This is a genomic window from Marinobacter sp. (assembly GCF_048269445.1).
Lineage (GTDB): Bacteria > Pseudomonadota > Gammaproteobacteria > Pseudomonadales > Oleiphilaceae > Marinobacter.
In genome coordinates, this window is record NZ_JBLXIQ010000001.1 from 82,285 (window position 1) to 107,688 (window position 25,404).

General features: G+C 59.9%; 21 protein-coding genes. 14 read left to right on the forward strand and 7 right to left on the reverse strand.

The window, feature by feature from the left end; translation table 11 throughout:
• Positions 1-10 precede the first annotated feature (10 nt).
• Positions 11-2,869 (reverse strand): class I adenylate cyclase, encoded by a 2,859-nt coding sequence (locus ACN0XM_RS00400; RefSeq protein ID WP_417564934.1) that lies wholly within the window; start codon positions 2,867-2,869, stop codon positions 11-13.
• 111 nt (positions 2,870-2,980) lie between these two features.
• Between ACN0XM_RS00400 and ACN0XM_RS00405 the strand changes: the two genes are divergently transcribed.
• Entirely contained in the window at positions 2,981-5,425 is a 2,445-nt protein-coding gene (locus ACN0XM_RS00405; protein WP_417564935.1) for an EAL domain-containing protein, read from the forward strand.
• A gap of 26 nt (positions 5,426-5,451) precedes the next feature.
• Here ACN0XM_RS00405 and argH read toward each other — a convergent pair whose 3' ends face one another.
• Positions 5,452-6,861, reverse strand: a complete 1,410-nt coding sequence (argH, locus tag ACN0XM_RS00410) for an argininosuccinate lyase (RefSeq protein WP_417564936.1) — start codon at positions 6,859-6,861, stop codon at positions 5,452-5,454.
• A gap of 119 nt (positions 6,862-6,980) precedes the next feature.
• Here argH and ACN0XM_RS00415 point away from each other — a divergent pair, with 119 nt between their 5' ends.
• The 6 genes from ACN0XM_RS00415 to ACN0XM_RS00440 all read left to right on the forward strand — a co-directional run bounded on the left by ACN0XM_RS00415 (position 6,981) and on the right by ACN0XM_RS00440 (position 12,995).
• Positions 6,981-8,054 carry a sensor histidine kinase gene (locus ACN0XM_RS00415; RefSeq protein WP_417564937.1) on the forward strand — a complete coding sequence of 358 codons (1,074 nt, stop codon included), beginning with the start codon at positions 6,981-6,983 and terminating at the stop codon, positions 8,052-8,054.
• Positions 8,051-8,800, forward strand: a complete 750-nt coding sequence (locus ACN0XM_RS00420; RefSeq protein WP_417564938.1) for a LytR/AlgR family response regulator transcription factor — start codon at positions 8,051-8,053, stop codon at positions 8,798-8,800. Before ACN0XM_RS00415 ends, ACN0XM_RS00420 begins: the two co-directional genes overlap by 4 nt.
• Before the next feature lie 92 nt (positions 8,801-8,892).
• Positions 8,893-9,834 carry a hydroxymethylbilane synthase gene (gene hemC, locus ACN0XM_RS00425; protein WP_417564939.1) on the forward strand — a complete coding sequence of 314 codons (942 nt, stop codon included), beginning with the start codon at positions 8,893-8,895 and terminating at the stop codon, positions 9,832-9,834.
• Positions 9,815-10,624, forward strand: coding sequence for a uroporphyrinogen-III synthase (locus ACN0XM_RS00430; protein ID WP_417564940.1), 810 nt, complete (start codon positions 9,815-9,817; stop codon positions 10,622-10,624). Before hemC ends, ACN0XM_RS00430 begins: the two co-directional genes overlap by 20 nt.
• Positions 10,625-10,632: 8 nt before the next feature.
• On the forward strand, positions 10,633-11,757 hold the full coding sequence (locus ACN0XM_RS00435; protein WP_417564941.1) for a uroporphyrinogen-III C-methyltransferase: 1,125 nt from the start codon (positions 10,633-10,635) through the stop codon (positions 11,755-11,757).
• On the forward strand, positions 11,754-12,995 hold the full coding sequence (locus ACN0XM_RS00440; protein WP_417564942.1) for a heme biosynthesis HemY N-terminal domain-containing protein: 1,242 nt from the start codon (positions 11,754-11,756) through the stop codon (positions 12,993-12,995). The genes ACN0XM_RS00435 and ACN0XM_RS00440 overlap by 4 nt, the downstream gene beginning before the upstream one ends.
• Before the next feature lie 64 nt (positions 12,996-13,059).
• On the opposite strand, the gene ACN0XM_RS00445 is transcribed toward ACN0XM_RS00440, so the two are convergent.
• From ACN0XM_RS00445 to rho, 3 genes are all read right to left on the reverse strand, one after another.
• Positions 13,060-14,064 carry a 2Fe-2S iron-sulfur cluster-binding protein gene (locus ACN0XM_RS00445; RefSeq protein WP_417564943.1) on the reverse strand — a complete coding sequence of 335 codons (1,005 nt, stop codon included), beginning with the start codon at positions 14,062-14,064 and terminating at the stop codon, positions 13,060-13,062.
• Between the two features lies 1 nt (position 14,065).
• A complete protein-coding gene (ubiD, locus tag ACN0XM_RS00450) occupies positions 14,066-15,553 on the reverse strand; it encodes a 4-hydroxy-3-polyprenylbenzoate decarboxylase (RefSeq protein ID WP_417564944.1) in 1,488 nt (495 codons plus the stop codon).
• A 434-nt stretch (positions 15,554-15,987) separates the two neighbouring features.
• On the reverse strand, positions 15,988-17,250 hold the full coding sequence (gene rho / locus ACN0XM_RS00455) for a transcription termination factor Rho (RefSeq protein WP_417564945.1): 1,263 nt from the start codon (positions 17,248-17,250) through the stop codon (positions 15,988-15,990).
• A 361-nt stretch (positions 17,251-17,611) separates the two neighbouring features.
• Between rho and moaB the strand changes: the two genes are divergently transcribed.
• The 4 genes from moaB to ACN0XM_RS00475 are packed head-to-tail and all read left to right on the forward strand — an operon-like array spanning position 17,612 to position 20,144.
• A complete protein-coding gene (gene moaB / locus ACN0XM_RS00460; RefSeq protein ID WP_417564946.1) occupies positions 17,612-18,184 on the forward strand; it encodes a molybdenum cofactor biosynthesis protein B in 573 nt (190 codons plus the stop codon).
• Positions 18,185-18,218: 34 nt separating this feature from the next.
• Positions 18,219-19,433, forward strand: coding sequence for a gephyrin-like molybdotransferase Glp (gene glp / locus ACN0XM_RS00465; protein ID WP_417564947.1), 1,215 nt, complete (start codon positions 18,219-18,221; stop codon positions 19,431-19,433).
• Positions 19,434-19,435: 2 nt separating this feature from the next.
• Positions 19,436-19,696: a MoaD/ThiS family protein gene (locus ACN0XM_RS00470; protein ID WP_417564948.1), complete on the forward strand. Its 261-nt coding sequence runs from the start codon at positions 19,436-19,438 to the stop codon at positions 19,694-19,696.
• Between the two features lies 1 nt (position 19,697).
• On the forward strand, positions 19,698-20,144 hold the full coding sequence (locus tag ACN0XM_RS00475; RefSeq protein WP_417564949.1) for a molybdenum cofactor biosynthesis protein MoaE: 447 nt from the start codon (positions 19,698-19,700) through the stop codon (positions 20,142-20,144).
• Between the two features lie 63 nt (positions 20,145-20,207).
• Here the strand turns inward: ACN0XM_RS00475 and trxA are convergent, their stop codons facing one another.
• Positions 20,208-20,534, reverse strand: coding sequence for a thioredoxin TrxA (gene trxA, locus ACN0XM_RS00480; protein WP_008169901.1), 327 nt, complete (start codon positions 20,532-20,534; stop codon positions 20,208-20,210).
• Between the two features lie 304 nt (positions 20,535-20,838).
• Here trxA and ppx point away from each other — a divergent pair, with 304 nt between their 5' ends.
• The gene (ppx, locus tag ACN0XM_RS00485; RefSeq protein WP_417564950.1) at positions 20,839-22,365 is read left to right on the forward strand and encodes an exopolyphosphatase; all 1,527 of its coding nucleotides are present in this window, start codon (positions 20,839-20,841) and stop codon (positions 22,363-22,365) included.
• 6 nt (positions 22,366-22,371) lie between these two features.
• Here ppx and ACN0XM_RS00490 read toward each other — a convergent pair whose 3' ends face one another.
• Complete coding sequence (locus ACN0XM_RS00490; RefSeq protein ID WP_417564951.1) at positions 22,372-24,315, reverse strand: ATP-binding cassette domain-containing protein; 1,944 nt, start codon at positions 24,313-24,315, stop codon at positions 22,372-22,374.
• 46 nt (positions 24,316-24,361) lie between these two features.
• Here ACN0XM_RS00490 and ACN0XM_RS00495 point away from each other — a divergent pair, with 46 nt between their 5' ends.
• Both ACN0XM_RS00495 and ACN0XM_RS00500 read left to right on the forward strand, forming a co-directional pair.
• Positions 24,362-24,919: a TIGR02444 family protein gene (locus tag ACN0XM_RS00495; protein ID WP_417564952.1), complete on the forward strand. Its 558-nt coding sequence runs from the start codon at positions 24,362-24,364 to the stop codon at positions 24,917-24,919.
• A complete protein-coding gene (locus ACN0XM_RS00500; RefSeq protein ID WP_417564953.1) occupies positions 24,916-25,302 on the forward strand; it encodes a DUF4124 domain-containing protein in 387 nt (128 codons plus the stop codon). The genes ACN0XM_RS00495 and ACN0XM_RS00500 overlap by 4 nt, the downstream gene beginning before the upstream one ends.
• The last annotated feature ends 102 nt before the right edge of the window (positions 25,303-25,404 follow it).

The following is a 25,404-nucleotide window of genomic DNA, read 5'->3' on the forward strand; positions in this document are numbered from 1 at the left end:
CGCGGCGAGGTCAGCGCCCTCTGGCAAGCTGCCGGTTCAAGGAATCCTCGAGCACAGATCGGTAATACAGGTACTGGCTGGTCTGGATATGCTGCTGATAGACCCTGGGGTCAATGTCATGGGGCAGATGAACATCGGTCAGGTACACAGGGTAAACCTCGCCGCTCAAACGCAGAGAACGGATGTAGTGGGCCACGGCCGGAATCAGCTGGTCGCCGTATTCCTGCACGGTAAATTCCTGCTCACCACAGAAAATGTCAAAACGCAGCCGGCTGCCCCCTTCGTGAATTCCGACGGCCTGCACCTCAAGCCCAGGCAACGGGGCACCCGAATCCGATTCCGGCCGGTATTCGGCGCGCCAGGAACCGTCCCGCCGGACAATCTCGTAACACTGCACTGCGGCAACAACGCCGGGTGAATCTGTATGGCGAAGCAGCCGCCGCTCGACCAGGTTATCCAGAAACCGCAGCACCGGCACCAGCAGATGCCGACGGCTGTTTACAGCCTGCTCCCAGCCGAACACCGAGCCTAGCTCATCAACAACCCACAGCCGTGCCCGATCTCCGAGAACCCGGAAAAAAACCTGGATATTATCCGGCTCACTGGCCTGACAAACGGCCCGCAGGGCCGGCTCATCCTGCAGCGCATACCGATCGAATACCACCGGCAGATAGCGCTCCTGGGGCAGCGCCAGGTGCTCCATCAGGGCATCCAAGCTCTCCAGCGCGACGAAACCCGGCTCCAGGCCATTGAACTGCAGCAGAAAATAACGGCGATCCATTTCGATGACGTAGCGCAAAGGGTGAGGCCCTGCACCGCCGGCGAAAAAGGGCCTGAGAACATCGGTAAACAACTCCTGAACCCGGCGGGCAATAGCAGAGCCGTGCCCTCGGTTATGGCAGTGCACCTGGATGCCGGGCAGTTCAAATGGACTGGCCGCCACCGATGCCAGAACGTTTTTCAGGCACTGGATGAGCGTGTCGCCCGCAGCGTAGTGCTGAAGGCTGACTTCGTGCCAGCTGTTGAAGGTGATTTGATCGATGCTGATTACCAGGTTTTCCCGCCCGCCACTGAAGCCGAGGGAGTCGTGCCGGGCACTGAGCTTGTGAAGCCCCTTATCCGTGAGATGAGCCTGAGGGTCCACGCCAACATTGACCAGCAACAGATTTCTCAGGGACCGGACACCCCGTGACAGGCTCTCCCGTGGCGCAGGCGCAATCGGGAATGGCAGGAACCCAGACAGGGCATCCAGCATTTCCCGCAATTCGCTCACCGAAGCAATGCTCGTTCCCGAGCGGACATTCAGCCGGGTCGAACGGGCCAGTAGACCGTTGCAGTAGCACCAGACCATCAGCTCGGCCAGATTGCCAGAGCGGCGGATAACCGGCTGCCAGAAAGCATCAGCCGGGTCTTCCAGGTCCCGGTAAAGCAACCAGCCTTCCCCATCGCCACCCTGCTCCGACTGGTGGTGAAAGGCGAGATTCTCCTCCACCAGCGACGGGGCCAGGCCCGGATTGATTTGTTCGATCTTGCCGGCTTTACGCTGAAACGCTGCGTACAGCTTGCGACCCAAAAGGTTGATATCACTATCACTGATGGCGGCCCGCTGCCCGTGCTCTCTGGCCATTTTCGAAAGCAGGCGATAGCTGTGGGTAAGCTCATTCACGATCGTCCGACGCAGGGTGGCGACATCCTCAGCCCGCCAGCGCTGGCGGGCATCCAGCTCTGCCAGCGTGCTCTCTGGCCAGCCCCAGCATTCCACCAGCTTCCTGAGAAGACGGGCCCGCCACTGCTCCGAGGATACCTCAGAACGGGTCAGTGGCAGGCCGGCTTTCAGGTACAGGCTGCGGCGAACCAGGTCAAGCCGCGACGCCACCTCCGGCCCGGAGAGCCAGCTCTCCAGTCGGTCGTAAAGCATGACATAAGGATCCAGAGTGTCGGCGTCGGTTTCACCCTGGAAAACCGCCTGCTTGAACTCGCTGGACAGCAATGCCTGCTCGGCCGTCCGGGCATAACATTCAATCAGCAGCAGCTTAAGAATGGATTTCCAGGGGGCATCGATGCCCTTGTACAGCTGCCAGACCCCAGCGCCCAGAAATTCTGCTTCCGGTATCGAAGGGACCGGGCCGAAATCGATGTACTCATCGGCCCGTATAAACCGGCAATCCACCAGCTTTCGCATGCACTGGTCATAGCGGGCTTCCTGCTCGGCTGGTATCAACCACCACATCGGCCAGGCACCACCCAGATGGATGCTGGTCCGGTAGAACTCATCCAGCAACAGGAAGTGCTGGGCACTGCCACAATTTTCCCCCGTCACCTCTGCCCGCTGGCGCCCGGCCCGCCAGTCCGCTGCACAGAACACGAACACATGGAGCTCCACGCCGAAGGATTCGGCCCACCGGGCCAGCCTCTCCGCCTTGCGCTCAAGACAGTGAATGCCCCGGTCCGGCAAATCATTGCGATGGCAGAGCCAGACGTCAAGATCACTGGCCACGGAATGCCCAAGAGTGCCCGGACTTCCCATCAGAAACATGGCGTCCAGATCCGGCTTGCGCTTGCCTTCATCCTTCAACGAAAAGGTGCGGGCCAAGCGCCTCGCCGCATTGATCGTAGAGTCCGACGGTTGGTAGTGACTCAGACCGTAAGGGCAATCACTATCCAGATACCCCGGCAAGGCGGGATGATTGAGGTGAAACGCCAACGGCAAAACCTCCAGCACCATTTGCTGGCGGTAGGACAGTGCCGAGTGGGCACGGTCCCAGCGCTGCTGGTTGACCACAAGAAACCGATCCCTCAGACGACGGAGAGTCTTGCGGTCTATACCCTCCTGAAAATCAAGGGCAATCGGGGCAACGTGGGTGCTCAAGGCGGCTCCGGGGGGAAAGGTTCTTTTCAGGGTCAGTATGAGTATGATGGACGCATCGTGGCAAAACCGACAAAAAAATAAAAGTTATAGAAAATCCGAGGCTCACCCGTCGTGAAAGAATTTACCATTCGCCGCTACCGCTCGGAGCAGTCACCGACACCGGAGCGGCATACTGTTGTGCGTATCGACGATGAAGGCACAGTGCTGTTTGCCGATCATCAAGCTGAATCAATCCTTGGTTACGACAGCGGTGAACTGGAAGGCCAACCGGTACACCGGGTTCTGGCATCGCGCGAGGACGACCCTTTTGCCCCTGCGAACCGCCACCGGATTGAACGGGGCCAGAACGTTCTGGTGACCTTCCGGCATAAGGAAGGCTTCTTCTACACCGCCTGCCTGAGCCTGCGCCTCGATATGCGCGATTCCGACAAGGCCGCCAGCGCCACCATCACACTGTGCGACAGCTCCACCAGGGACTCGCGGTTGCTGCGTTCGGCGGAGGGTAGCGCCCATTTCGGGATCTGGGAACTCGACACCAGCACCAACGAAATGGCCTGGACAGAGGGCATGTTCCAGCTTCTTGAGCTGAGGCCCGGCAGTGAGATCTCCCCTGAACAGGCACTGTTCTACTGCCAGACCGGGCAGGCAAAGGTCCGGGCCATGTTCCGGCGTTGTATGCGGACCGGGCAAGGTTTTTCCCTCGACCTAGACATTCTTACCTCCAGGCAGGGTCAGCGCCGGATCACCCTCAACGGTCGTGCCCTGAAACAGGGCGGAAGAATCCAGCGACTCGGGGGCACGATGGTGGACCGAACCGCTGAAATGGCGCTCGTCAGGGCCCGTCAGCATGCGGACCAGATGCTCGCAGCAATGACCCGGGCCACGCTTGATCTTGTGGTGGCGGTGGACGCGTCGTTCAACCTGCAACATTTCAATGACGCCTGGGCCAGCCAGTTTTCGGAAACGTTTGGCGTGAACCCCGCGCGTGGTGACAACCTGAGCGAACTGCTGCAGGCATTTCCGAATGAACGTATGCTGATGGAACGCCTATGGCACCGGGCCTTTGAGCGGGACAGCTTCGTTGTTGAGATGGCCATGGCCCAGCAGTCCCGGGAGCTGCCGGTGCATGAATTCCACTACCAGCGCCTGACCAACGAACTGGGTGAAGTGACCGGTGCTGTCCATGTCGCAAGACGCATTGGGAACCGGATCAGCCACGCCTCAAGTGGCGAGTATCGGATCCGGCACGATCCGGTCACCGGCCTGATGAACCGCAGGGAATTCATCGCCCGGGTGCTCCGGACTCTGGAACAGAAAACCCACCGGAACTCCTCTGACAGCCTGCTTTATCTGGACCTTGATGACTTTGAGCGCTTCAATGATTTGGCCGGCAGCGGCACCTGTGACCGCTACCTGCGGGAGCTGGCCGGCAATCTCGGTGTACGGGTGCGCCAGCGCGATGCCCTGGCGCGCCTGGCTGGCGACACCTTCGCCCTGCTGATCGAGAACTGCCCGGAGGCCCGGGCCCGGAAGATTGCCCAGCAAGCCCTCGAGCTGATCGGTGAATTTGTCTTCCAGTGGCAGGGCCAAAAGCTGCAGACCACAGCCTCCGGCGGTCTGTTGATCATGGACAGTGACATTCCCCGTGACCCGGAACAGCTACTCAGCCAGGCGGCGGATCTGTGCCACGCTGCGAAAACGTCTGGCCGCAACCGCATCCACACGGCCAAAGCTATCGCCCATCAGGCCGACGACTCCACCGCCAGCAAGCGGGTTGAGCAGATCCGCGAGGCACTGGACGGCCACCGCCTGATTCTCGAATATCAAGCCATGAAACCGGTTGCCAGCCCTACCTGGGGCGATCACATTGAGATCCTGTGCCGGATCCCGACAACGCCGGATGGCGAAGCTGTGCTCAAGCCTGACGACTTCCTGCCTATCGCCGAACGTTTTGATCTGGCCAAACGCCTGGACCGCCAGGTGATCCAACAAACACTGGCCTGGCTCAGCAACCAGCCTTTGCTGGAACCCCGATTAAAGTACTGCGGTTTTAACCTGTCACTGGCCAGCGTGCTGGATGACACCTTCCCGGACTTTATGGCCCGGGCCCTGAGTGAATCGCCGTTTGACCCAGGCTGCTTTTGCCTGGAGATTCGTGAAGCCCATGCGACCCAGTATCCGGACGATGTCGCTGTCATGTGCGATGCATTGCATCGGGCAGGCTGCCGTGTGGCCCTCGACGGCGCCGGGGCGTCGGTGGAAAGTTACAGCCTGGCGGCAAAATTGCCGGTGGACATTATCAAGCTGGATCGGCGGATGGTGCAGCAACTGGAAGAAGATCCGGTGCAGCAGGTAATGCTCGAGGCCCTGCACAGGATCGCAGAAGCCGCCGGCAAGGTCACCGTGGCCACGTTTATCGAGAGCGATGATGCCCTCAGGAGAGTCAGAACCCTGGGCATTCATTACGGGCAGGGCTACCGGTTGTTCCGACCACAACCCCTGGAACAGTTAACACCCGCAGCGGTTGATCTGACCACGGGACGGATCGGCGGCTAGCCATCCGTCCCGAATCGGGACGCCATTTAGCCCAGCTGACTGCGCGCCCGGCCAACAGCCGCACGCACCTGCTCCGGTGCTGTGCCGCCCAGGTGATTGCGAGCCTGAACCGACCCTTCCAGGGTCAACACGTCAAACACATCCTCGCCAATGTGGTCGGAGAACTGCTTTAGCTCTTCCAGGGTCATATCCGAAAGATCACGACCTTCGGCCACACCAAAAGCGACCGACTTACCCACGATTTCGTGAGCATCCCGAAAGGGCACGCCTTTTTTCACCAGGTAATCCGCCAGATCGGTAGCCGTGGAGAAGCCCCTCTTGGCCGCCACGCGCATGTTATCGACCTTGGAACGGATGGCTGGAATCATGTCGGCATAAGCTTTCAGGCAGCCCTTTATGGTATCCACGGTGTCGAACAGCGGTTCCTTGTCTTCCTGGTTGTCCTTGTTGTAGGCCAACGGCTGGCTCTTCATCAGGGTCAGCAGGCTGACCAGGTGCCCATTAACCCGCCCGGTCTTGCCCCGGACCAGTTCCGGAACATCCGGGTTCTTTTTCTGAGGCATGATGGAGGAGCCGGTGCAGAACCGGTCTGGCAGATCAATAAAATCAAACTGGGCAGAAGTCCAGAGCACCAACTCCTCGCTGAACCGCGACAGATGGGTCATCAGCAGCGCGGCAAAACTGCAGAACTCAATGGCGAAGTCACGGTCGCTGACCGAGTCCAGGGAGTTTTCCGTCGGCCGGTCGAAGCCCAGCAGCTTTGCCGTCAGCGCCCGGTCGATGGGATAGGTGGTACCAGCCAGGGCGGCGGCCCCCAGGGGCATCACGTTAACCCGCTTACGACAATCCTGCAGGCGCTCGGCATCCCGCACCAGCATTTCGTACCAGGCCAGCAGATGGTGCCCGAAGGTCACCGGCTGGGCGGTCTGCAGGTGGGTAAAGCCGGGCATGATGGTATCCGCCTCGCGCTCAGCCAGATCCAGCAAGCCGGACTGCAGGCGCCGGAGTTCCTCGGCAATCACATCGATTTCATCCCGCAGGTACAGACGGATATCGGTGGCCACCTGATCGTTGCGGCTGCGCCCGGTATGAAGTTTCTTGCCGGTGATGCCAATGCGGTCGGTAAGACGTGCCTCGATATTCATGTGCACATCTTCCAGGCTGACCGACCACTGAAATTTGCCGGACTCGATGTCCGCCTTGACGCCGTTCAGGCCGTCAACGATCTGGTCTCGCTCGTCGTTGGTGAGCACGCCAACTTCCGCCAGCATGGTGGCATGGGCGATGGAACCGGTAATGTCGTGGTGGTACAGGCGCTGATCAAAACCCACGGATGCGGTAAATTTCTCGACAAAAGCATCGGTGGGCTCACTGAAGCGACCGCCCCATGGTTTTTCAGAGCTTGTGGTCTGGTCAGACTTTTTCTGATCCGTCATGGTCTATCTTTCCTGCTGACAGCCCGGCATCATCTGGCGGGAACTGGGTACATTGAACGTGGCGGGAGTATACCATTCTGACCCGGGTAAAGGAGCCACCCCGTAATGGGGAAAAAGCTGTGACAACGACAGAGTTCTACGTACCGGACCTGTGCCGGGTGAGGGCCGTGTTCCTGTTGCTGGTAACCAGCGAACTGGCGGTGCTGGTGCTGGCCATCGTGCAGGCCACACAGGGCTGGATTGACTGGAACTACTTCGGGCTGCTGTCCCTGTTTGTGCAGTGGACCACCCTCACCAGCGTCGCACTGATCTGCCTCTTGCGGGCCAGGCTGGCCCGGATGTCCGTTTCGGGTGCCACAGCCATCATCGTCGCCATTGTGCTGCTGGATGTGCTGGCCTTCAGCCTGTTTGCTGACAGCGTGCTGCACCCCCAGGCCGGAGTTGCGGCCTGGCAGGGCGTGGCCAAGAAGATGTTGCTGGCTCTGCTGATAGTGCTGATGGTGCTGCGCTACTTTTATCTGCAACACCAGTGGCAGCAGCAGCGGGAGGCGGAAATGCAGGCTCATCTGGCGTCCCTTCAGGCCCGCATCCAGCCCCACTTTCTGTTTAACAGCATGAACACCATCGCAAGCCTGATTGCGATCAACCCGGACAAAGCCGAAGAGGCAGTGTTGGACCTGTCGGAACTGTTTCGCGCCAGCCTGCGCACCGGCGATCAGCTGATCCCGCTGGCCAGAGAGCTGGAGCTGTGCCAGCGCTACCTGGCCATCGAGGCACTCCGGCTGGGTGACCGGCTGAAGCTTGAATGGCATATTGAAACCGGCCTCGAGCACCAGGCGATTCCACCTCTCACCGTGCAACCGCTGGTCGAAAACGCCATCTACCACGGCATCCAGCCCAGGCCCGAGGGTGGCACCGTGCGAATCGAGGCCGAGGCCAAAGGCAACTTCGTGTACTTGCTGGTGCAGAACCCGAAACCGGACCAGAACTCCCACCAGCATGACGGCAACCGTATGGCCCTGGCTAACATCAAGTCCCGGCTCCAGGCCCTGTTCGGGGAACCAGCCGTGCTCAAGCACAGCCACCAGAACAATGTCTATACCGTGACCCTGCGGCTGCCTCGCCAGAAAGCCAGCGAACAGAAAGCCCATCATCAGCGAACTACAAACCAAGAAAACCGAGATCGGCCATGAATGATTCCCGCAGTGTCCTGATCACAGATGACGAACCCCTGGCCCGGCAACGCATCCGTCGCCTAGTAGAGGCCCTCCCGGGGTATCGGGTGTGCGGTGAATCGGTGGACGGCGACAGCACCCTGAGACAGGTGGCGGAGCTTGAGCCGGACATTCTGCTTCTGGATATCCGCATGCCCGGCATGGATGGTATGGAAGCGGCCAACCGCCTTAGCCAGCTGTCCAACCCGCCGGCCCTGATCTTCTGCACCGCCTATGATCATTACGCCATACAGGCGTTCGACGTGCAGGCCATTGCCTATCTGCTCAAACCCGTGCGCAAGGAGGCACTCGCCGAGGCACTCGCGAGAGCCGGCAGGGTCAACCGGGTGCAACTGCAAACCTTGAACGGCCAGGCCAGCCAGAGCCCTGAACAGCTGGCGGTACGCACCCATCGTGGTACCGAGCTGATTGACCTGTCCGAAATCCTCTACTGCGAGGCGGACCAGAAATACGTCACCATTCACCATAGCCGGGGCGAAACCGTCTGCGACTATACCCTCAAGGAGCTGGAAAACAGTTACCCCCGCGTCCTGCTCAGAACCCACCGGAACACACTTGTGGGCGTGCGCTTCATCCAGCGGCTGAAGCGGACGGCCGACGGTCAGAACCTGGTTGTACTCAGGGAAGGCCAGGGCGAACTCCCGGTCAGCCGCAGGCATGCCAGCAACGTTCGCCACTGGCTCCAGGAGCACCAGCCGGGCTGAGGCCGCGCCTGGTTCAAAGGTGGTAGCTACGGGACTTTTCTGCCGTCACAAGGTAACCTTGGCGGACATTTTCCGAACCGACAGTGAGTGTCATGTCCAAACGTACCCTTCGCATTGCAACCCGCAGCAGCGCACTGGCGCTGTGGCAAGCGGAATTCATCAAGGCCGAACTGGAAAGGCTGCACGACAACATCGCCGTGGAGCTGGTCAAGATCAAGACACAGGGCGACAAGATTCTGGACGTGCCGCTGGCCAAGATCGGAGGTAAGGGCCTGTTCGTTAAAGAGCTTGAAGAAGCCATGCTGGACGGTCGGGCGGATCTGGCTGTGCACTCCATGAAAGACGTGCCCATGGAATTCCCGGAGGGACTGGGGCTGGTGGCCATCTGTGAACGGGAAGACCCCACCGACGCCTTCGTCAGCAACCAGTTTGACAATGTTGACGCCCTGCCCGACGGCGCTGTGGTGGGCACCGCCAGCCTGCGCCGGGAGTCCCAGCTTCGGGCCTACCGCCCGGACCTGCAGATCCGTGTTCTGCGCGGCAACGTCAATACCCGGCTGGCCAAACTCGATGCCGGAGACTACCACGCCATCGTACTGGCCAGCTCCGGCCTGAAACGCCTGGGCTTCCATGAACGCATCCGCTACAGCCTGCCGGACACCCTCTCCCTGCCTGCAGTCGGCCAGGGTGCCCTCGGCATCGAATGCCGGGTTGATGATAGCGAGCTGCTGGCCATGCTTGAGCCACTGAATCACAAAGACACGTCCGATCGCGTCAGGGCCGAGCGAGCCCTGAACCGTCGCCTCGAAGGTGGCTGTCAGGTGCCCATTGCCGCCTACGCCCTGCTTGAGGACGAAGACACCCTCTGGCTGCGCGGTTTGGTGGGGGCCGTTGACGGCACCCAGATCTTCCGCGTTGAAGGCCGGGCTCCCCGGGCCGAGGGGGAACGCCTTGGCAGGGAACTGGCCGAGGATCTGCTGGCTCTGGGTGCCGACAAAGTGCTGGCTGAAATCTATGGCCACACCCCACGCTGAGCCAGAACTGAGCGGCCGGAGGATCCTGATCTGCCGGCCCGAACCGGAAGCGTCCCGGCTGGCCAGCCGGTTTCGGGCGGCGGGTGCCGATGTTCGAATCCTTCCACTTATTGACCGGGAACCGCTGCCAGAGACCCCGGAACGGCGCACTCTCATTCTCTGTCTGGATGAGTACGCCCACGTCATTGCCGTGAGCCCTTTCGCTGCCCGACTCCTGTTGGATGAGGTAGACAGCTGGTGGCCCCAGATTCCCATGGGCATCCGCTGGTATGGTGTCGGGGCTGGCACAGCAGCGGTGTTCGCAGAACATGGGCTTAGCCCCCAAAAGCCGCCGGAAGGCTGGACCAGCGAAGCACTTCTGGCCCTCCCCTCACTGAACGACTTTCAGGGCGAACGGGTACTGCTGGCCAGCGGAGAAAACGGCCGCGAGCTGATCCGGGAAACCCTGGAGGCCCGAGGCGCCAGAGTTACCCTCTTGCCCCTGTATCGGCGTTTCTGTCCGGAATATTCGCCGGAACAAATTCAGGAAACGCTGGAGACCTTTGCTCCGGAGGCCATTGTCACGCTCTCTGGAGAAACCTTGAACAATCTCATCGCACTCAGTGCGAATAGCAGCCATAATCTATACGATAGGTTATTGATTGTTCCCGCAGATCGGGTTGCCGAACAGGCCCGTAAGGCGGGGTTCAGAAATCCGTGCATACCAGGAAGCCTTGCCGATAACGACATCGTGGCCACGGTTGCAATGCAACTCGACGGCCGGGACGGTGGCTCCGGAAAAGCCAAGTAAGGACGCCCGTGACAGAGACAACGAATCAACTGCCCGCACCCATCGCCAAGGAACCACCTGCCCGTCAGAAACTTTGGCCGGTCTGGCTGGTGGCCCTCATTGCCCTGATTCTTGCTGTTGCCCTGGCACTCTGGAGCTGGCAGCAGTGGAACAACCACCAGGCCGTCATGCAGTCACTCCAGGCCTTGCAGCAGGACACCGCCCAACTTGAAGACCTCTATGGCGACCGGGGCAGTCAGCAAAATCAGCGCCTGCAATCCCTGGAAGAAAAACTGGCTAGCCAGCGCGAGCTGATTGCCACCCAGCAGCGCCAGATTGATCACAACGCCAGGGAACTTCTGGAGGCCGGTAACCGGACGCGTACCGACTGGCTCCTGGCCGAGGCGGAGTATCTACTGAGAATCGCCAACCAGCGGCTGATGATTGAAAAGGACATCCGCGGCGCCCTGTCGGCACTGGAAGCAGCCGACGAAGTGCTGAACGAATCTGATGACATCGGCGTCTATCCCGTTCGCCAGCAGCTCGCCCGCGAAATCCTGGCGCTAAAGGGCCTTACCGGTGTCGACCGAACCGGCCTTTACCTGAAACTCGAAGCCGCCATCGACAGCATTAACCAGCTGACCGACCAGGCTCTGATCCATGAAAATGCCCCCGGTTTCCTGGCCGGCTCCGGCTCGGCGGATGAGACTGAAACCGCTGGTGAACCCGGCCCCGTGCTGCGAGCCTGGAACAAGGTGAAATCGACCCTTATGCAGGTGGTCGTGGTTCGCCGGCTTGACGAACCGGTCAAACCGATGCTGTCACCGGACCAGAGCGCCTACGCCCGCCTCAATCTTCAGCTGATGCTGGAAGAAGCGGAAATGGCGGTTCTGCGAGGTAACCAGGCGCTGTATGAGCGGGCATTGACCAAGGCCCGCTCAACCGTCGATGCCTGGTACGACGCTAGTAACCCACGGGTCAAAGCACTCACCGCGACATTTGCCGAACTGGCTCAGAGAAATGTAGACCCCAAACTGCCCGATATCAGCCAGTCCCTGGATCTGCTCAAGGCGCGACTGGCCGGCCGCCTTAATGCCAATAACGGCGATGGCGAGGATACCGCCAGCCAGGCTGATGGAGGCAGTGATTCATGATTCGCCTGTTACTCATCATCCTGCTGGCGCTGATAATCGGCACCGGGCTCTCGCTGGGGCTGCAGTATGACCTGGGCTACATCCGGATCAGCCTTGGTCACTACCTGATCGAAACGAACTTCTGGGTGGGGCTGGGCCTTCTGGTGGCCGTTGTTGTCCTGACTGTACTGTTCATCAACTTGACCCGCCGGCTTGGTAAGAGTACCGGGCTTGTCGCCGGCTGGCTTGCCCGGAGTAATGAACGCAGGGCGCGCCGCCGGACTACCCAGGGCCTGCTCGCCCTGGCCGAGGGCAACTGGCCGCGAGCCCGCAAACTGTTAACCGCCTCGGCCGGCCATGCGGACACCCCGCTGATTAACTATCTTGCAGCCGCCCAGGCGGCTTTCGAATCCGGTGATCATGAGGCAGTGGATGACCTGCTGCGCAAGGCGTTCGACAGCACCCCGGGGTCGGATATGGCCGTCGGCATTACCCAGGCTCAGCTGCAACTGGCCGGCAACCGGCTTGAACAGGCCCTGGCCACCCTGGTTCGCCTGCGCAAGCAGTCGCCCCACCACCCCTTCGTGCTGAAACTGCTGAAAACCACCTACCTGCGTCTGGAAGACTGGCGGGAGCTGTCGAAGCTGATACCAGAGCTGCGCAAGCGCAGCGTGTTGCCCGAGGCAGAACTGAATGACCTGGAACGCCAGGTCTGGCACAACCTCCTTGAGCGAGCAGCGGAAGACTGCCGGCGCCAGCAGAAACAGGACCCGGAGGCTTCTCTGGAGCCGCTAACCCGGCTTTGGGATGAGCTGCCCGGCTTCCTCCGTCGCGACGAATACACCATCCGGGATTACGCCCGCCTGCTGGCAGGCCTTGGCGACGAGGTACAGACAGAAACCCTGCTACGCAAGGTGCTGCGCAATCACTGGAGTGACGAGCTGATCAATCTCTACGGCCGGGTGAAAGGCCAGAAGCCTGACGAGCAGCTGTTGTTGGCAGAGCAGTGGCTTAAAGACCGGCCCAACAACGCCGAGCTTCTACTGGCCCTGGGCCGGCTTAGCCTGCGCAATGAACTCTGGGGCAAGGCCCGGGAATACTTCGAAACCAGCCTGCGACTGAAACGCAACCGGGAAGCCCTGGCAGAGCTGAGCAGGCTCAACGCCCACATGGGCGAGGGAGAGGCCAGCATCAAACTGCTGATGCAGGGACTGGAGAAAGACAACGGACTACCGGATTTGCCTATGCCCAGAGCCTGAGCATGGGCTGAAATCGGGGTCAAATGAAAAAAGGGCCAGATGGAAATTTCATCTGGCCCCTTTTTCACGTTCTGGGCGCGTACTCAAGCACATCCGAGAAGAAGGCGCCTTCAGGCAGGCCTGCCTCGACAAGCGCATCCATCAGTGTATAGACCATGGTGGGTGAACCACTGGCGTGCACTTCCACCTTGTCCCACTCCATCCCTGAGGCCAGAACTGCCCGCACCAGCTGATCATGGTGGCCGCTCCAATCATTGTCCTCATCATCGCCCACCACCGGCAGGAAAGTGAATGGTGGCCATTCCTCCTGCCATTGCTGGGCCAGGGACCGGAGGTACATGTCGTCATGACGACGAACCCCCCAGTAGAGTTTGACTGGCTGGTTGTAAGACGTTTCCCGGAGATAATCCACCAGGCTTTTCATCTGGGCAAACCCCGTGCCGGCTGCCACCAGCAGCAGCGGCTTCGCCGGTGCCGACGCCAGGCAGGCCTTGCCATGGGGCAATTCCACGGTCACTTCACCGCCGGAAGTCAGGGCATCAATGACTTTCTGTGCCGACACCCATTCCGGCGTCGCCTGGATGTGAAGCTCGATGGTCTGGGCCGAAGGGCTGCTGGCAATAGAAAAGTAACAGGGCTCTGCGTCCGGCAGATTGACCGAGAGATACTGCCCTGCGTGAAACGAAAGTTCCCGGCGCCGCGGAAGCTGCAGCTCAACGCGGTAGACATCGTGACTGATGGAACGAACGTCCACGACTTTCGCCTGGTACTTGCCAGGCTGATTGTTTCCGGCTGCCATAACGGCGGATATCTCCAAGTCCAGGTCCGTGAGCGCTGCGGTTCTGCACATCATCAGCCGCTCGCCGACCTCAATAGTCTTTTGGTTTCGGGTGTTAAGCGCGAGGCCAGCGATCAGCCACGCCTCACAGATTTCACACACCCCGTTTCGACAGGCCGCAGGCACGCCAATGCCTGCGCTGGCGGCAGCACTGAGCAAATCACTCTCACCGGCAGCGTTAAACGCAATACCAGAGGGCGAAAGCACCACGTGCCGATGTTCTCTGCCCATATCAGTCGGGGCGGGACGCCGAACTTTCAATGCCCAGGCTGTCCCAGAGCTCATTCACCCGCTGTTTGACCTCGTCGGTCATGGCGATGGGCTCGCCCCATTCGCGGGTGGTTTCACCCGGCCATTTATTAGTGGCATCCATCCCCATCTTGGAACCGAGCCCCGACACCGGCGAGGCAAAGTCCAGATAATCGATGGGCGTGTTCTCCACCAGGGTGGTGTCGCGAACCGGATCCATCCGGGTGGTAATTGCCCAGATCACGTCTTCCCAGTTGCGGGCGTTCACATCGTCGTCGGTAACAATCACGAACTTGGTGTACATGAACTGCCGCAGGAAAGACCATACCCCCATCATCACTCGTTTGGCATGGCCGGGGTACTGTTTCTTCATGGTCACGATAGCAAGCCGATAGGAACAGCCTTCCGGAGGCAGGTAGAAATCAACAATCTCCGGAAACTGCTTCTGCAGAATCGGAATGAACACCTCATTCAGCGCCACCCCGAGGATCGCCGGTTCATCGGGTGGACGGCCGGTGTAGGTACTGTGATAGATCGGGTCTTTGCGATGGGTCATCCGTTCTACGGTAAACACCGGAAAGTCATCCACTTCATTGTAGTAGCCGGTGTGATCACCGAACGGCCCTTCAGGAGCCATATCGTCCGGATAGATGAACCCTTCGAGCACAATCTCGGCGCTGGCCGGAACCTGTAGGTCGCTGAGGCCGCACTGTACCAGTTCGGTACGGCCACCCCGCAACAGGCCGGCAAAGGCATATTCCGACAAGGTATCCGGCACCGGCGTCACCGCCCCCAGAATGGTCGCCGGGTCCGCACCCAAAGCCACTGCCACCGGATAGGGCTTACCCGGGTTGGCCTTCTGAAACTCCTGGAAATCCAGCGCGCCACCACGATGGCTGAGCCACCGCATGATCAGCCGATTACGGCCAATCACCTGCTGCCGGTAAATACCCAGATTCTGACGTTCCTTGTGGGGCCCACGGGTAATCACCAGCGGCCAGGTAACCAGCGGCCCGGCATCCCCGGGCCAGCAATGCTGCACTGGAATCTGGTACAGATCCACCTGGTCTTTTTCGATCACCACGTCCTGGCAGGGCGCAGAGCGAAGCACTTTGGGGCTCATACGCATCACCTGCCGGAACAGTGGCAGCTTCTCGATGGCATCCCGGAAACCTTTGGGGGGATCCGGTTCCTTCAGAAAGGCCAGCAGCTTGCCGATATCACGAAGCGCGGTCACGCTGTCCTGCCCCATGCCCAGCGCGACCCGCTTGGGTGTCCCGAACAGGTTGGCCAGTACCGGCATGTCGTAACCTTTGGGATTTTCAAACAACAACGCAGGACCGCCTGCCCGCAGGGTGCGGTCGCAGATTTCGGTCATTTCCAGGTGAGGATCGACTTCAACGCTGATCCGTTTCAGCTCGCCCAGCTTCTCCAGCTGGCCAATGAAGTCTCGCAGGTCGTTGTATTTCATCGGTTGCTCCGTTCATTATCTGCCAGTACTACGGAGTATGGTGGTCTCTGGACTGCTTGTTGGGAGTCTGAACAAGGTGGGGACCTGCTTTCCCAGACACGCCGTAAACCCATCCCTGGGGGCTTGGTCTTGCCATCCATGGCAAGACACAGTCTGGGAAAACAGGTCCCCACCTCGTTCTTCAGATCACCAGTTGTTCGCAACTCAATGATCGTCGCTTTGGTTTTCTGAAACACCCATTCCTAAACAATCAGATGCGCGCACATGGCTTGAACGGCGGAACCGGGGCAAGCCTCCCCGGACCGTGCATTGCCAGGGATGGCAATGCCGAGCCCCCAGGGATGGGTTCACGGCGTGTCCGGGGAGGCTTGCCCCGGCTCTGCCCGCCCCCAAAAACCTCAGGCGCTCGTCTTAAACACGCGTCAGGCCAGAAATCACCGACGCTTCATAGACTGGAAGAATTCGTCGTTGGTCTTGGTGTCCCGCAGCTTGTCCAGCAGAAATTCAAGCGACGCGGTGTCGTCGTCCATGGAGTGCAGCAGCTTGCGCAGGATCCACACGCGCTGGATATCGGCTTCACTCATCAGCAGGTCTTCACGGCGGGTACCGGACCGGCGGATATTGATGGCCGGGTAGACGCGCTTCTCGGCAATCTTACGGTCCAGGTGAATTTCCATGTTACCGGTGCCCTTGAACTCCTCGTAGATCACTTCATCCATCTTGGAGCCGGTATCCACCAGTGCCGTCGCCAGGATGGTCAGGCTTCCGCCCTCCTCCACGTTACGGGCGGCGCCGAAGAAACGCTTCGGTTTTTCCAGGGCGTGGGCGTCGACACCACCGGTCAGCACCTTACCAGAGGACGGAATCACCGTGTTATAGGCGCGAGCCAGACGGGTGATGGAGTCCAGCAGGATAACCACATCTTTCTTGTGCTCGACCAGTCGCTTAGCCTTTTCGATCACCATCTCGGCCACCTGAACGTGACGGGCCGGAGGTTCATCGAAGGTAGAGGCAATGACTTCGCCACGCACGGTGCGCTGCATCTCGGTCACTTCCTCCGGCCGCTCATCAATCAACAGCACCATCACATGGCACTCAGGATTGTTGCGGGTGATGGACTGGGCAATGCTCTGCATCAGCAGCGTTTTACCGGCCTTGGGCGGTGAAACGATCAGGCCGCGCTGACCCTTGCCGATGGGCGCCACCAGATCCAGCACGCGGGACGAGAGATCTTCGGTGCTGCCATTGCCTGCTTCGAGCATGAGGCGCTCGTCAGGAAACAGCGGCGTCAGGTTCTCGAACAGGATCTTGTTACGGGCATTATCCGGCTTGTCGAAGTTGATCTCGCTGACTTTCAACAGGGCAAAATAGCGCTCACCGTCTTTTGGCGGGCGGATCTTGCCGGCAACCGTGTCGCCAGTCCGCAGGTTAAAACGGCGAATCTGGCTGGGGGAGACGTAGATGTCGTCAGGTCCTGCCAGATAGGAGGCATCAGCAGAACGGAGGAAACCGAAACCGTCCTGCAGAATTTCCAGTACGCCATCACCGTAGATGTCTTCACCGCTCTTGGCATGCTTCTTCAGGATGGTGAAGATCACATCCTGCTTGCGGGAACGAGCCAGGTTGTCGAGGCCCATCTCTTGCGCAATTTCGAGCAATTCGGGCATGGAATTCTGCTTGAGTTCAGTAAGATTCATAGTTTATTGGATTTTCAGGAATGGAAGTAAACGAATATTGGAATGACAGGGGTGCCACAGAACGTATTGATCGAATGAACGCTGAAACTGATGCTGGCCAGATGGAGCAACCGGTGTAGATGGAGTCCGGGGTTAAAGCACTGAAGCCAGAGAGTGGGAACAACCGTTCGCCGGGCATGGAGGATCATCGGCCACCTGACTGGCGAATGTCAAGTGCACTGCACAAATTAACGCCAATTATCCTGCAACCCGGGCGCCCTGCTTTCAGCGCCTCCCCCTGATGGGTTACTCCCTTCCATTGGAAGCCCGTCATGGCGATACTGGCGTATAAGACCTTTTCAACGATTCCGGAGTGCCATCCATGAGCAGTGAACCAAGCAGCAACCTGAAACCCCTGAACATTGCCCTGCTGACCGTGTCCGACACACGGGGCCTGGAGCAGGATACGTCCGGACAGTTTCTTGAGGACAGCGTTATCGAGGCCGGGCACCGTCTGGTCGCCCGTCGTATTCTGCCCGATGATGTCTACCTGGTGCGGGCGCTGATGTCTGGCTGGATTGCCGACCCGGAGGTGCACGTGGTGATTATAACCGGCGGCACGGGTCTCCTTGAACGGGACAGCACCCCGGAGGCGGTCAGGCCGCTGTTTGATAAAACCATAGATGGTTTTGGTGAGGAGTTCCGGCGCCTGTCTGCCTCTGAGATTGGCTCTTCCACTGTCCAGTCGCGAGCGCTCGGAGGAATGGCAAACAATACGGTGATATTCTGCCTGCCCGGCTCCACCGGCGCCTGCCGCACCGGATGGAACGGCATTCTCAGCAGCCAGCTGGACAGCCGGCACGGCCCGTGCAACTTCTCGGCCCTGGTCTTACGCAAGCCCGATAAGCCGATGCAGCGGATCAATGAAGTCATTGGCCAGCGCGCCACGCGCTGAGGCAGACAGTAACCTGGATCGGAGTTCAGAATTGATGGGTAACCCAAACCTGACGCCGCTGGAAGACGCCCTGGCTCACCTGTTATCAGAAGCGCGCGTGGTCACCAGGGTAGAAACGGTGGATCTCGCCGACTCGCTGGGCCGGGTGCTGGCCGAGAACCATTACGTCCCGGCCGACGTGCCGCCGGCGGACAACAGTGCGGTAGACGGTTACGCACTGCGCAAACAGGATCTTGCCGAGAATCAGGCAATACCGGTTTCGGCCCGGATTCCTGCCGGTGAAGCGCCGAAGGCTCTGGCACCGGGTACCGCCGCCCGCATTTTCACCGGCTCGGAGATTCCCGAGGGCGCGGACTCGGTGGTGATGCAGGAGCGCGTGGAGGTAACCGACACCGGCATTGTTGTGAACGCAGAGGTGACTGAGGGGCAGAACATTCGTCGCCAGGGTCAGGATCTCGCCAGGGGCGACCTCGCTCTGGCAAAAGGCACGCAGGTGCGCCCGAACGAAATGGGCCTGCTGGCGTCCATGGGTGTTGCCCGCGTCGCCGTTCTGGCACGGCTGAAGGTCGCCATTCTTTCCACCGGCGACGAGCTGGTAGACCCCGGAACGCCCCTGGCACCGGGGCAGATCTACAACAGCAATCGCTACACCCTGCTCGGCCTGCTCGCCCAGGCCGGCTGTGAGGTGGTGCTGTGCGAGACGCTGCGGGACCAACGTGAAGCAACCCTGGAAACGCTGCTTCGCGCGGCAGAGTCGTCGGATCTGATCATTACCAGCGGCGGTGTTTCCGTTGGTGAAGAGGACCACGTACGCGCGGTGCTGGAAGAATCCGGCAATCTGTCGCTCTGGCGCATGGCTATCAAACCTGGCAAACCCCTGGCCTTTGGCGCCATCGGCGGTACGCCAGTGCTGGGGTTGCCGGGCAATCCCGCGTCTGTGCTGGTCACTTTTTTTGTGGTCGGCATGCCCTACATACGAAAACGCCAGGGGCGGAGCCATCAAAACCCCGCCGGAGAGCGGATTCCGGCAGACTTTTCCATATCGTCGACTTCGGCGCGCAGGGAGTTTCTACGGGCAAGGAAGGAAACCCGCGGATCGGATCCAGTGGTCGCCGCCTTTCCCAACCAGAGCTCCGGCATCCTGAGCTCTGCCTGCTGGGCCCATGGCCTGGCAGTGGTGCCGGAAAACACCACGGTGAGTCCCGGAGACCTGGTAATCTATTATTCGTTTGCGGAATTGTTGAGCTGACCATGACTAACGATGCAATTACGGTTCGTTTCTTTGCCCGCCTGCGGGAAGAGCTGGAGACGGAAGAAATGACGATTGAGTCCAGGCCGGGGCTGACTGCCGGTGACGTGCTGTCCGAGCTTGCCAGTCGCGGCGACCGGTGGGCCCAACTGCAAGGCGACCAGCCGGTGATGATTGCGATCAATCAGGCCATGGCCAAACCGGGCTCTGCAGTGCAGGCCGGCGATGAGCTGGCATTCTTTCCGCCGGTGACCGGAGGTTGAGATGATTTCGGTACAGTCCGGAGATTTTGATCCTGCCGCCGAGTATGCCGCGCTCCGGGACAGCGGTGCCGGGACCGGCGCCATTGCGACCTTTACCGGGCTGGTGCGGGACAGCGGCGATTTACAGGGTGTGACAGGGCTTTACCTGGAGCACTATCCGGGGATGACGGAGCAGGTGATTCAGAGGCTGATTGATGAAGCTTCGAAACGCTGGGATGTGCGTAAGGCCCGGGTGATTCACCGGGTTGGGAGATTGGCGCTTTGCGACCAGATTGTGTTCGTAGGGGTTTGCAGCGCCCATCGTGGGGATGCGTTTGCGGCCTGCGAGTTTATTATGGATGCTTTAAAAACGTCGGCGCCGTTCTGGAAGAAGGAAATTACCGGCGACAGCGAGCACTGGGTCGAGCAGAAGGAATCGGATCTGGAACGGTCTCAGGGCTGGGACTGATGGGCAATAAAAAACCGCCCGTGAACCTTTGCTCAGGGGCGGTTTTTAGCGGCTCAACTGCAATCAGAGATTGCTGTCCAGGAAGGCCGCCAGTTGGGATTTGGAGAGTGCGCCGACTTTGGTGGCGTCCACGTTGCCGTTCTTGAACAGCATCAGGGTCGGGATACCACGGATGTTGAACTTCGGCGGGGTCTGCTCGTTTTCGTCAATGTTGAGCTTGCAGACTTTCAGTTTGCCGTCGTATTCATCGGCAATCTCTTCAAGCACCGGCGCGATCATTTTGCAGGGACCGCACCATTCTGCCCAGTAGTCCACCAGCACGGGGACGTCGGACTGCAGTACATCCTGCTCAAAAGAAGCATCGGTTACATTTACGATATTTCCGCTCATTACCTTTTCCTGATTCATGCACTACTGCTAAATGTCGGTACCTGCCCCACATAGGGCTACGGTACCGTGCACAGGTGCTATTGACTGTCGCTGAAGGCTGCCATGGTTTCCATGGCAACCGTTCACCCATCACGATAGGCAATACTTTACGCGATTGATCAGCCGGATGTGAAGCAGTAGATCCACCTCTATGAACCGATCCGCGCCTGACCCCGGTCAAATACCGCGTCTGCCGGTTACTGACAGGCCTGAGGGATTTCGCTTATAGTACCTCGCAAGTTCATACCAAAAGGATTTCGACCACGTGACGGCCGCCTCCACCGCCGAAAACGCTGCGTCCTCGCCAGAGGTGCTTGCAGCCATCGACATGGGCTCGAACAGCTTCCACATGGTGGTTGCCAGACTAGTGCATGGGGAAATCCGAACCCTCGAGAAGATGGGGGAAAAAGTCCAGCTCGGCGCGGGTCTGGACCAGTACAACCGGCTGACCGAGGAGGCTCAGGAACGTGCCCTGACCTGCCTGGGCCGGTTTGCTCAGCGTCTCCAGGGCATGCCTCCGGCGGCTGTGCAGATTGTCGGCACCAACGCCCTCAGGGTGGCTCGCAACGCCCATCAGTTCATGGTTCGCGCAGAGGAGGTTCTTGGCTACCCGGTGGAGATCATTGCCGGGCGCGAGGAGGCGCGCCTGATTTACCTGGGCGTATCCCACACCCTGTCTGACGATATCGGTCGCAGGCTGGTGATCGATATCGGTGGCGGCAGTACCGAGTTCATCATCGGCCAGCGTTTCGAGCCCCAGGAACTGGAAAGCCTGCACATGGGCTGCGTTTCCTTCCGGAACCGGTACTTCCCGGACGGGAAGATTACCCGGCGGCAAATGGACAAGGCGGTGACCCACGCCGAACAGGAATTGCTGAACATCCGCCAGCATTTCCGCTCCGTGGGCTGGCAGAGTGCGGTCGGTTCCTCCGGCTCGATCAAGGCGATTGCCAGTGTCCTGTCATCCCTGAAAATTACCGACGGCACCATCACCCTCCCCGCCATGCAGGAACTGCGCAAGCGCCTTGTGGATATGGGTAAAACGGAAAAACTGGCTGATCTGGGTGTGCGCTCGGACCGTCAGAGTATTTTCCCTGCCGGCTTTGCCATTCTGATGGGAGCGTTCCAGTCCCTTGGTATTACTGAAATGTCGTTTGCCGACGGCGCCCTTCGGGAGGGCCTGCTCTACGACATCGTCGGCCGGATCCAGCACGAGGATGTGCGGGAGCGGACTATTTCTGCTCTGCAGGAGCGTTATCACGTTGATCAGGAGCACGGTGCGGCAGTCGAAGCCACCGCCGTTGCCGCCTGGGAGCAGGTGGCGGATGACTGGGGGCTGCACACGGCGGCCGATGAAGAGGTTCTGCGCTGGGCTTGCCGTCTGCATGAAATCGGCCTGACCATTTCCCACAGTCAGTATCATAAACACGGAGCCTACCTGCTGCGCTATTCGGATCTGCCTGGCTTTAGCCAGCAATTCCAGCGGGACCTCGCCACGCTGGTACGGGGCCACCGGCGCAAGTTCTCCTCAGCCATCTTCGAGGGGCTGGACCCAGAAGACACCCTTCGGCTGCGCTATCTCTGCGTCCTGGTGCGTCTGGCCGTTCTGCTTCAGCACCCCCGCAACATGGAACCGCCGCCGGAGTTCACCCTGAACGCCCAAAAGGACAAGCTGGCCCTGGGGTTTCCACCCGGCTGGCTGGACGACCGGCCGCTGACTCTGGCCGATCTTGAAAACGAACGTGATTACCTCGCCAAGCAGGATGTCACTCTGGAGATCAACGGAGCCTGAGGACGGTCAGTCCGCCAACTCCGCCTCCAGCGATTCCACAGCTTCACTGATCTCGAGCCATTGCGCCTCGACCTCTTCGAGGCGGGCTTTGGCGGCGGCCTGCTCGCCGAGCAATGCTTTCATGCGGACCTTACCGCTCTCTTCATACAGCCCCGGGTCCGCCATCTCTTCCTCAAGCGCCAACAGTCGCTGGGTCAGCCGATCCATTTCCTTTTCCAGGGACACCTGCTGCTTACGATAGGGGCTGAGCTTCTGCCGGAGAGCTGCCTCAGCGCGCTTGCGGGCCTTTCGGTCGTCGGCTGTTTCGCCAGCTCCAACCATCGGTTCCACAGGGTCTTGCTGACCAGACTGCGAACGCTTCGGTGCTTCAGCTTCGTCCTTGCGACGGTCTGCAAGCCAGCGTTCATAGTCTTCAAGATCACCCTGATACTCAACAACCCGACCATCGTTCACCAGCCAGAATTCGTCCACCGTATTTCTAAGCAGGTGTCGGTCGTGGGAAACCACCACAATGGCACCCTCAAAATTCTGTAGGGCCATGGTCAGGGCCTGGCGCATCTCCAGATCCAGATGGTTGGTCGGCTCGTCCAGCAGGAGCAGATTCGGCTTCTGCCAGGCGATAACCGCCAGTGCAACTCTGGCCTTTTCACCACCGGAGAACGAACGGATGGGGCTCAGAGCTTCGTCGCCATGAAAATCAAAGCCGCCGAGAAAGTTCCGGATGCTCTGTTCCGAGGCTTTTGGGGCCAGGCGCTGTAAATGCAGGAACGGGCTGGCATCCAGATCCAGGGATTCCAGCTGATGCTGGGCAAAGTAGCCAATGGCCAGATGCTCGCCACAGGTACGTTCTCCGGACAACAGAGTGCCCTCCCCTCTCAGCGCATCCATCAAAGTGGACTTACCGGCGCCGTTGGGGCCCAGAAGGCCAATTCGGCTTCCGGGCAGCAGGGTCAGATTGATACCGTCGAGGATCGTGGTGTTGCCATGTCCGGCCTGGCCATTTCGTATCCCTAGCAGGGGGTTGGACACTTTCTCCGCGACCGGAAACTCAAAGCTGAAGGGCGAATCAATATGGGCGGGTGCAATTCGCTCCATACGCTCGAGGGCCTTCACCCGGCTCTGGGCCTGACGGGCCTTGGTTGCCTGCGCCTTGAAACGGTCGATAAAACGCTGAATCTCTGCAATCCTGGCCTGCTGGCGTTCGAAACCAGCCTGCTGCTGGGCGAGGCGTTCGCTGCGCTGGCCTTCAAAGGCTGAGTAATTACCCGTATAAAGCTCCAGCTTCCGGCGATCGAAATGCACCACATGGGTGGCGACCCGGTCCATGAAATCACGGTCATGGGAAATGAACAGCAAGGTGCCCTGGTACCTGCGCAGCCAGTTTTCCAGCCATAAACAGGCATCCAGATCCAGGTGGTTGGTTGGCTCATCCAGCAGCAGCAGGTCTGACGGTCGCATCAGGGCCTGCGCCAGATTCAGGCGGATACGCCAGCCACCGGAAAATGCCGATACCGGCCGGTCTGCGTCCTCGTCAGAGAATCCTAAGCCCCTGATCAGCGCCTCGGCGCGACGGGCCGCGGACCAAGCCTCATGCACGTCCAGCTCCCCGTGTATGCGGGCAATAGCATGATCATCACGGGCGGCTTCCGCCGTCGCCAGCTCCCGCTCCAGGCGGCGTAGATCGAGATCGCCATCAAGAACGAAATCCCGCGCACTGCGGCCTGAGGCTTCGACTTCCTGGGCCATGTGGGCGATGCGGCAGCCCCCGGGCAGTGAAGCGGCACCTTGCTCCGGAGCCAACTGGCCCAGCAACAGCTGGAAAAGGCTGGATTTTCCGGCACCATTGGCGCCGACAATGGCCACTCTCTGGCCGGGTTGGACCGTGAGGCTGACCGATTCTAGCAACCAGACGCCGCCCCGTTGTAAACTGAGATCAGTGATCGTTAACATGCTTTCATTTTATCAACGTAAAGTGTTCAGGGAAGGCTCAGCGCATATGCCGGTCAGCTCGGTTACTATCCCGGATTTATCGACACCGCCGCTGGAATTACCGGCAGATCTGGAACCGGAAAGCCCGCTCTGGCGTTTTGCTCTGGCGTTCTGGAAACAGCCCGGTGTTCAGGACAGTTGCCTGGCACTCCAGAAACAGGGCTGGAGCGTGACGCGGATTCTCTGCGCAGGCTGGCTCGCACTGTCCGACAGGGCCTTTACCGGGGCCGAGGACGCTACGGTAACAGAGTGGCGCGACCGTGTAACCGGTGCGCTGCGCGCTGCGCGAAAATCACTACCAAGCGCAGCCGAAAAGTATCATCAGCTTCGCGCTGGCATCGCCGGCTTGGAGCTCGAAGCAGAACAAATAGAGCTGGCTCTGGCCTGGCGGACGTTAATGACCAACAACCCGGAACAATCCGACATGCAAGGACGCGAGACACTGATCATTACCAATCTTGCCGCGGCCGCACCGACATCGCAAATCGATGACCGTGCCGGCCCGCCGCTGAATGCACTGGCCACAGCCCTGGCCAATTCCCCAAAGGAAGACCACCGGCCATGATGATGAAATGGCTTATCAGGCTCTCGTTTCCCGCACTCGGGTTACTGTTATTGCTGATTTTCTTCGGACTCAATGATCCGGAGCAGGCATCCGAACCGGTTGCAGACGAGGAACAGCCGGAAATCCCCGCCTTTGAAGGTCTGGTACCGTCCCCCATTCCAACCGATGGCCCGGAAATCGTGTTCAAATGGCAAGACACAGACGGCAACTGGCATTATGCCGACCAGCCTCCGAAGCAGGGCCCCTGGTACACGCTGGCCATTGAGCGGCAGGACAAGGCTTCGCCACTCAACCGGATCCCGGAATCGGAGACCGACTGGCAGTCCCCCTACACCGCACCATTTTCTCTGGGGTCCTCAGCTGCCGGCAACAGCGGCAGCTGATCTGACACGTCCGGATTCTTAACACATGTTCAGTGGCATCTGACGCCCGAACCCGTTACCTTCTCCGTTCTGATAAACACAACGCGGGGCGCTGCCCCATGC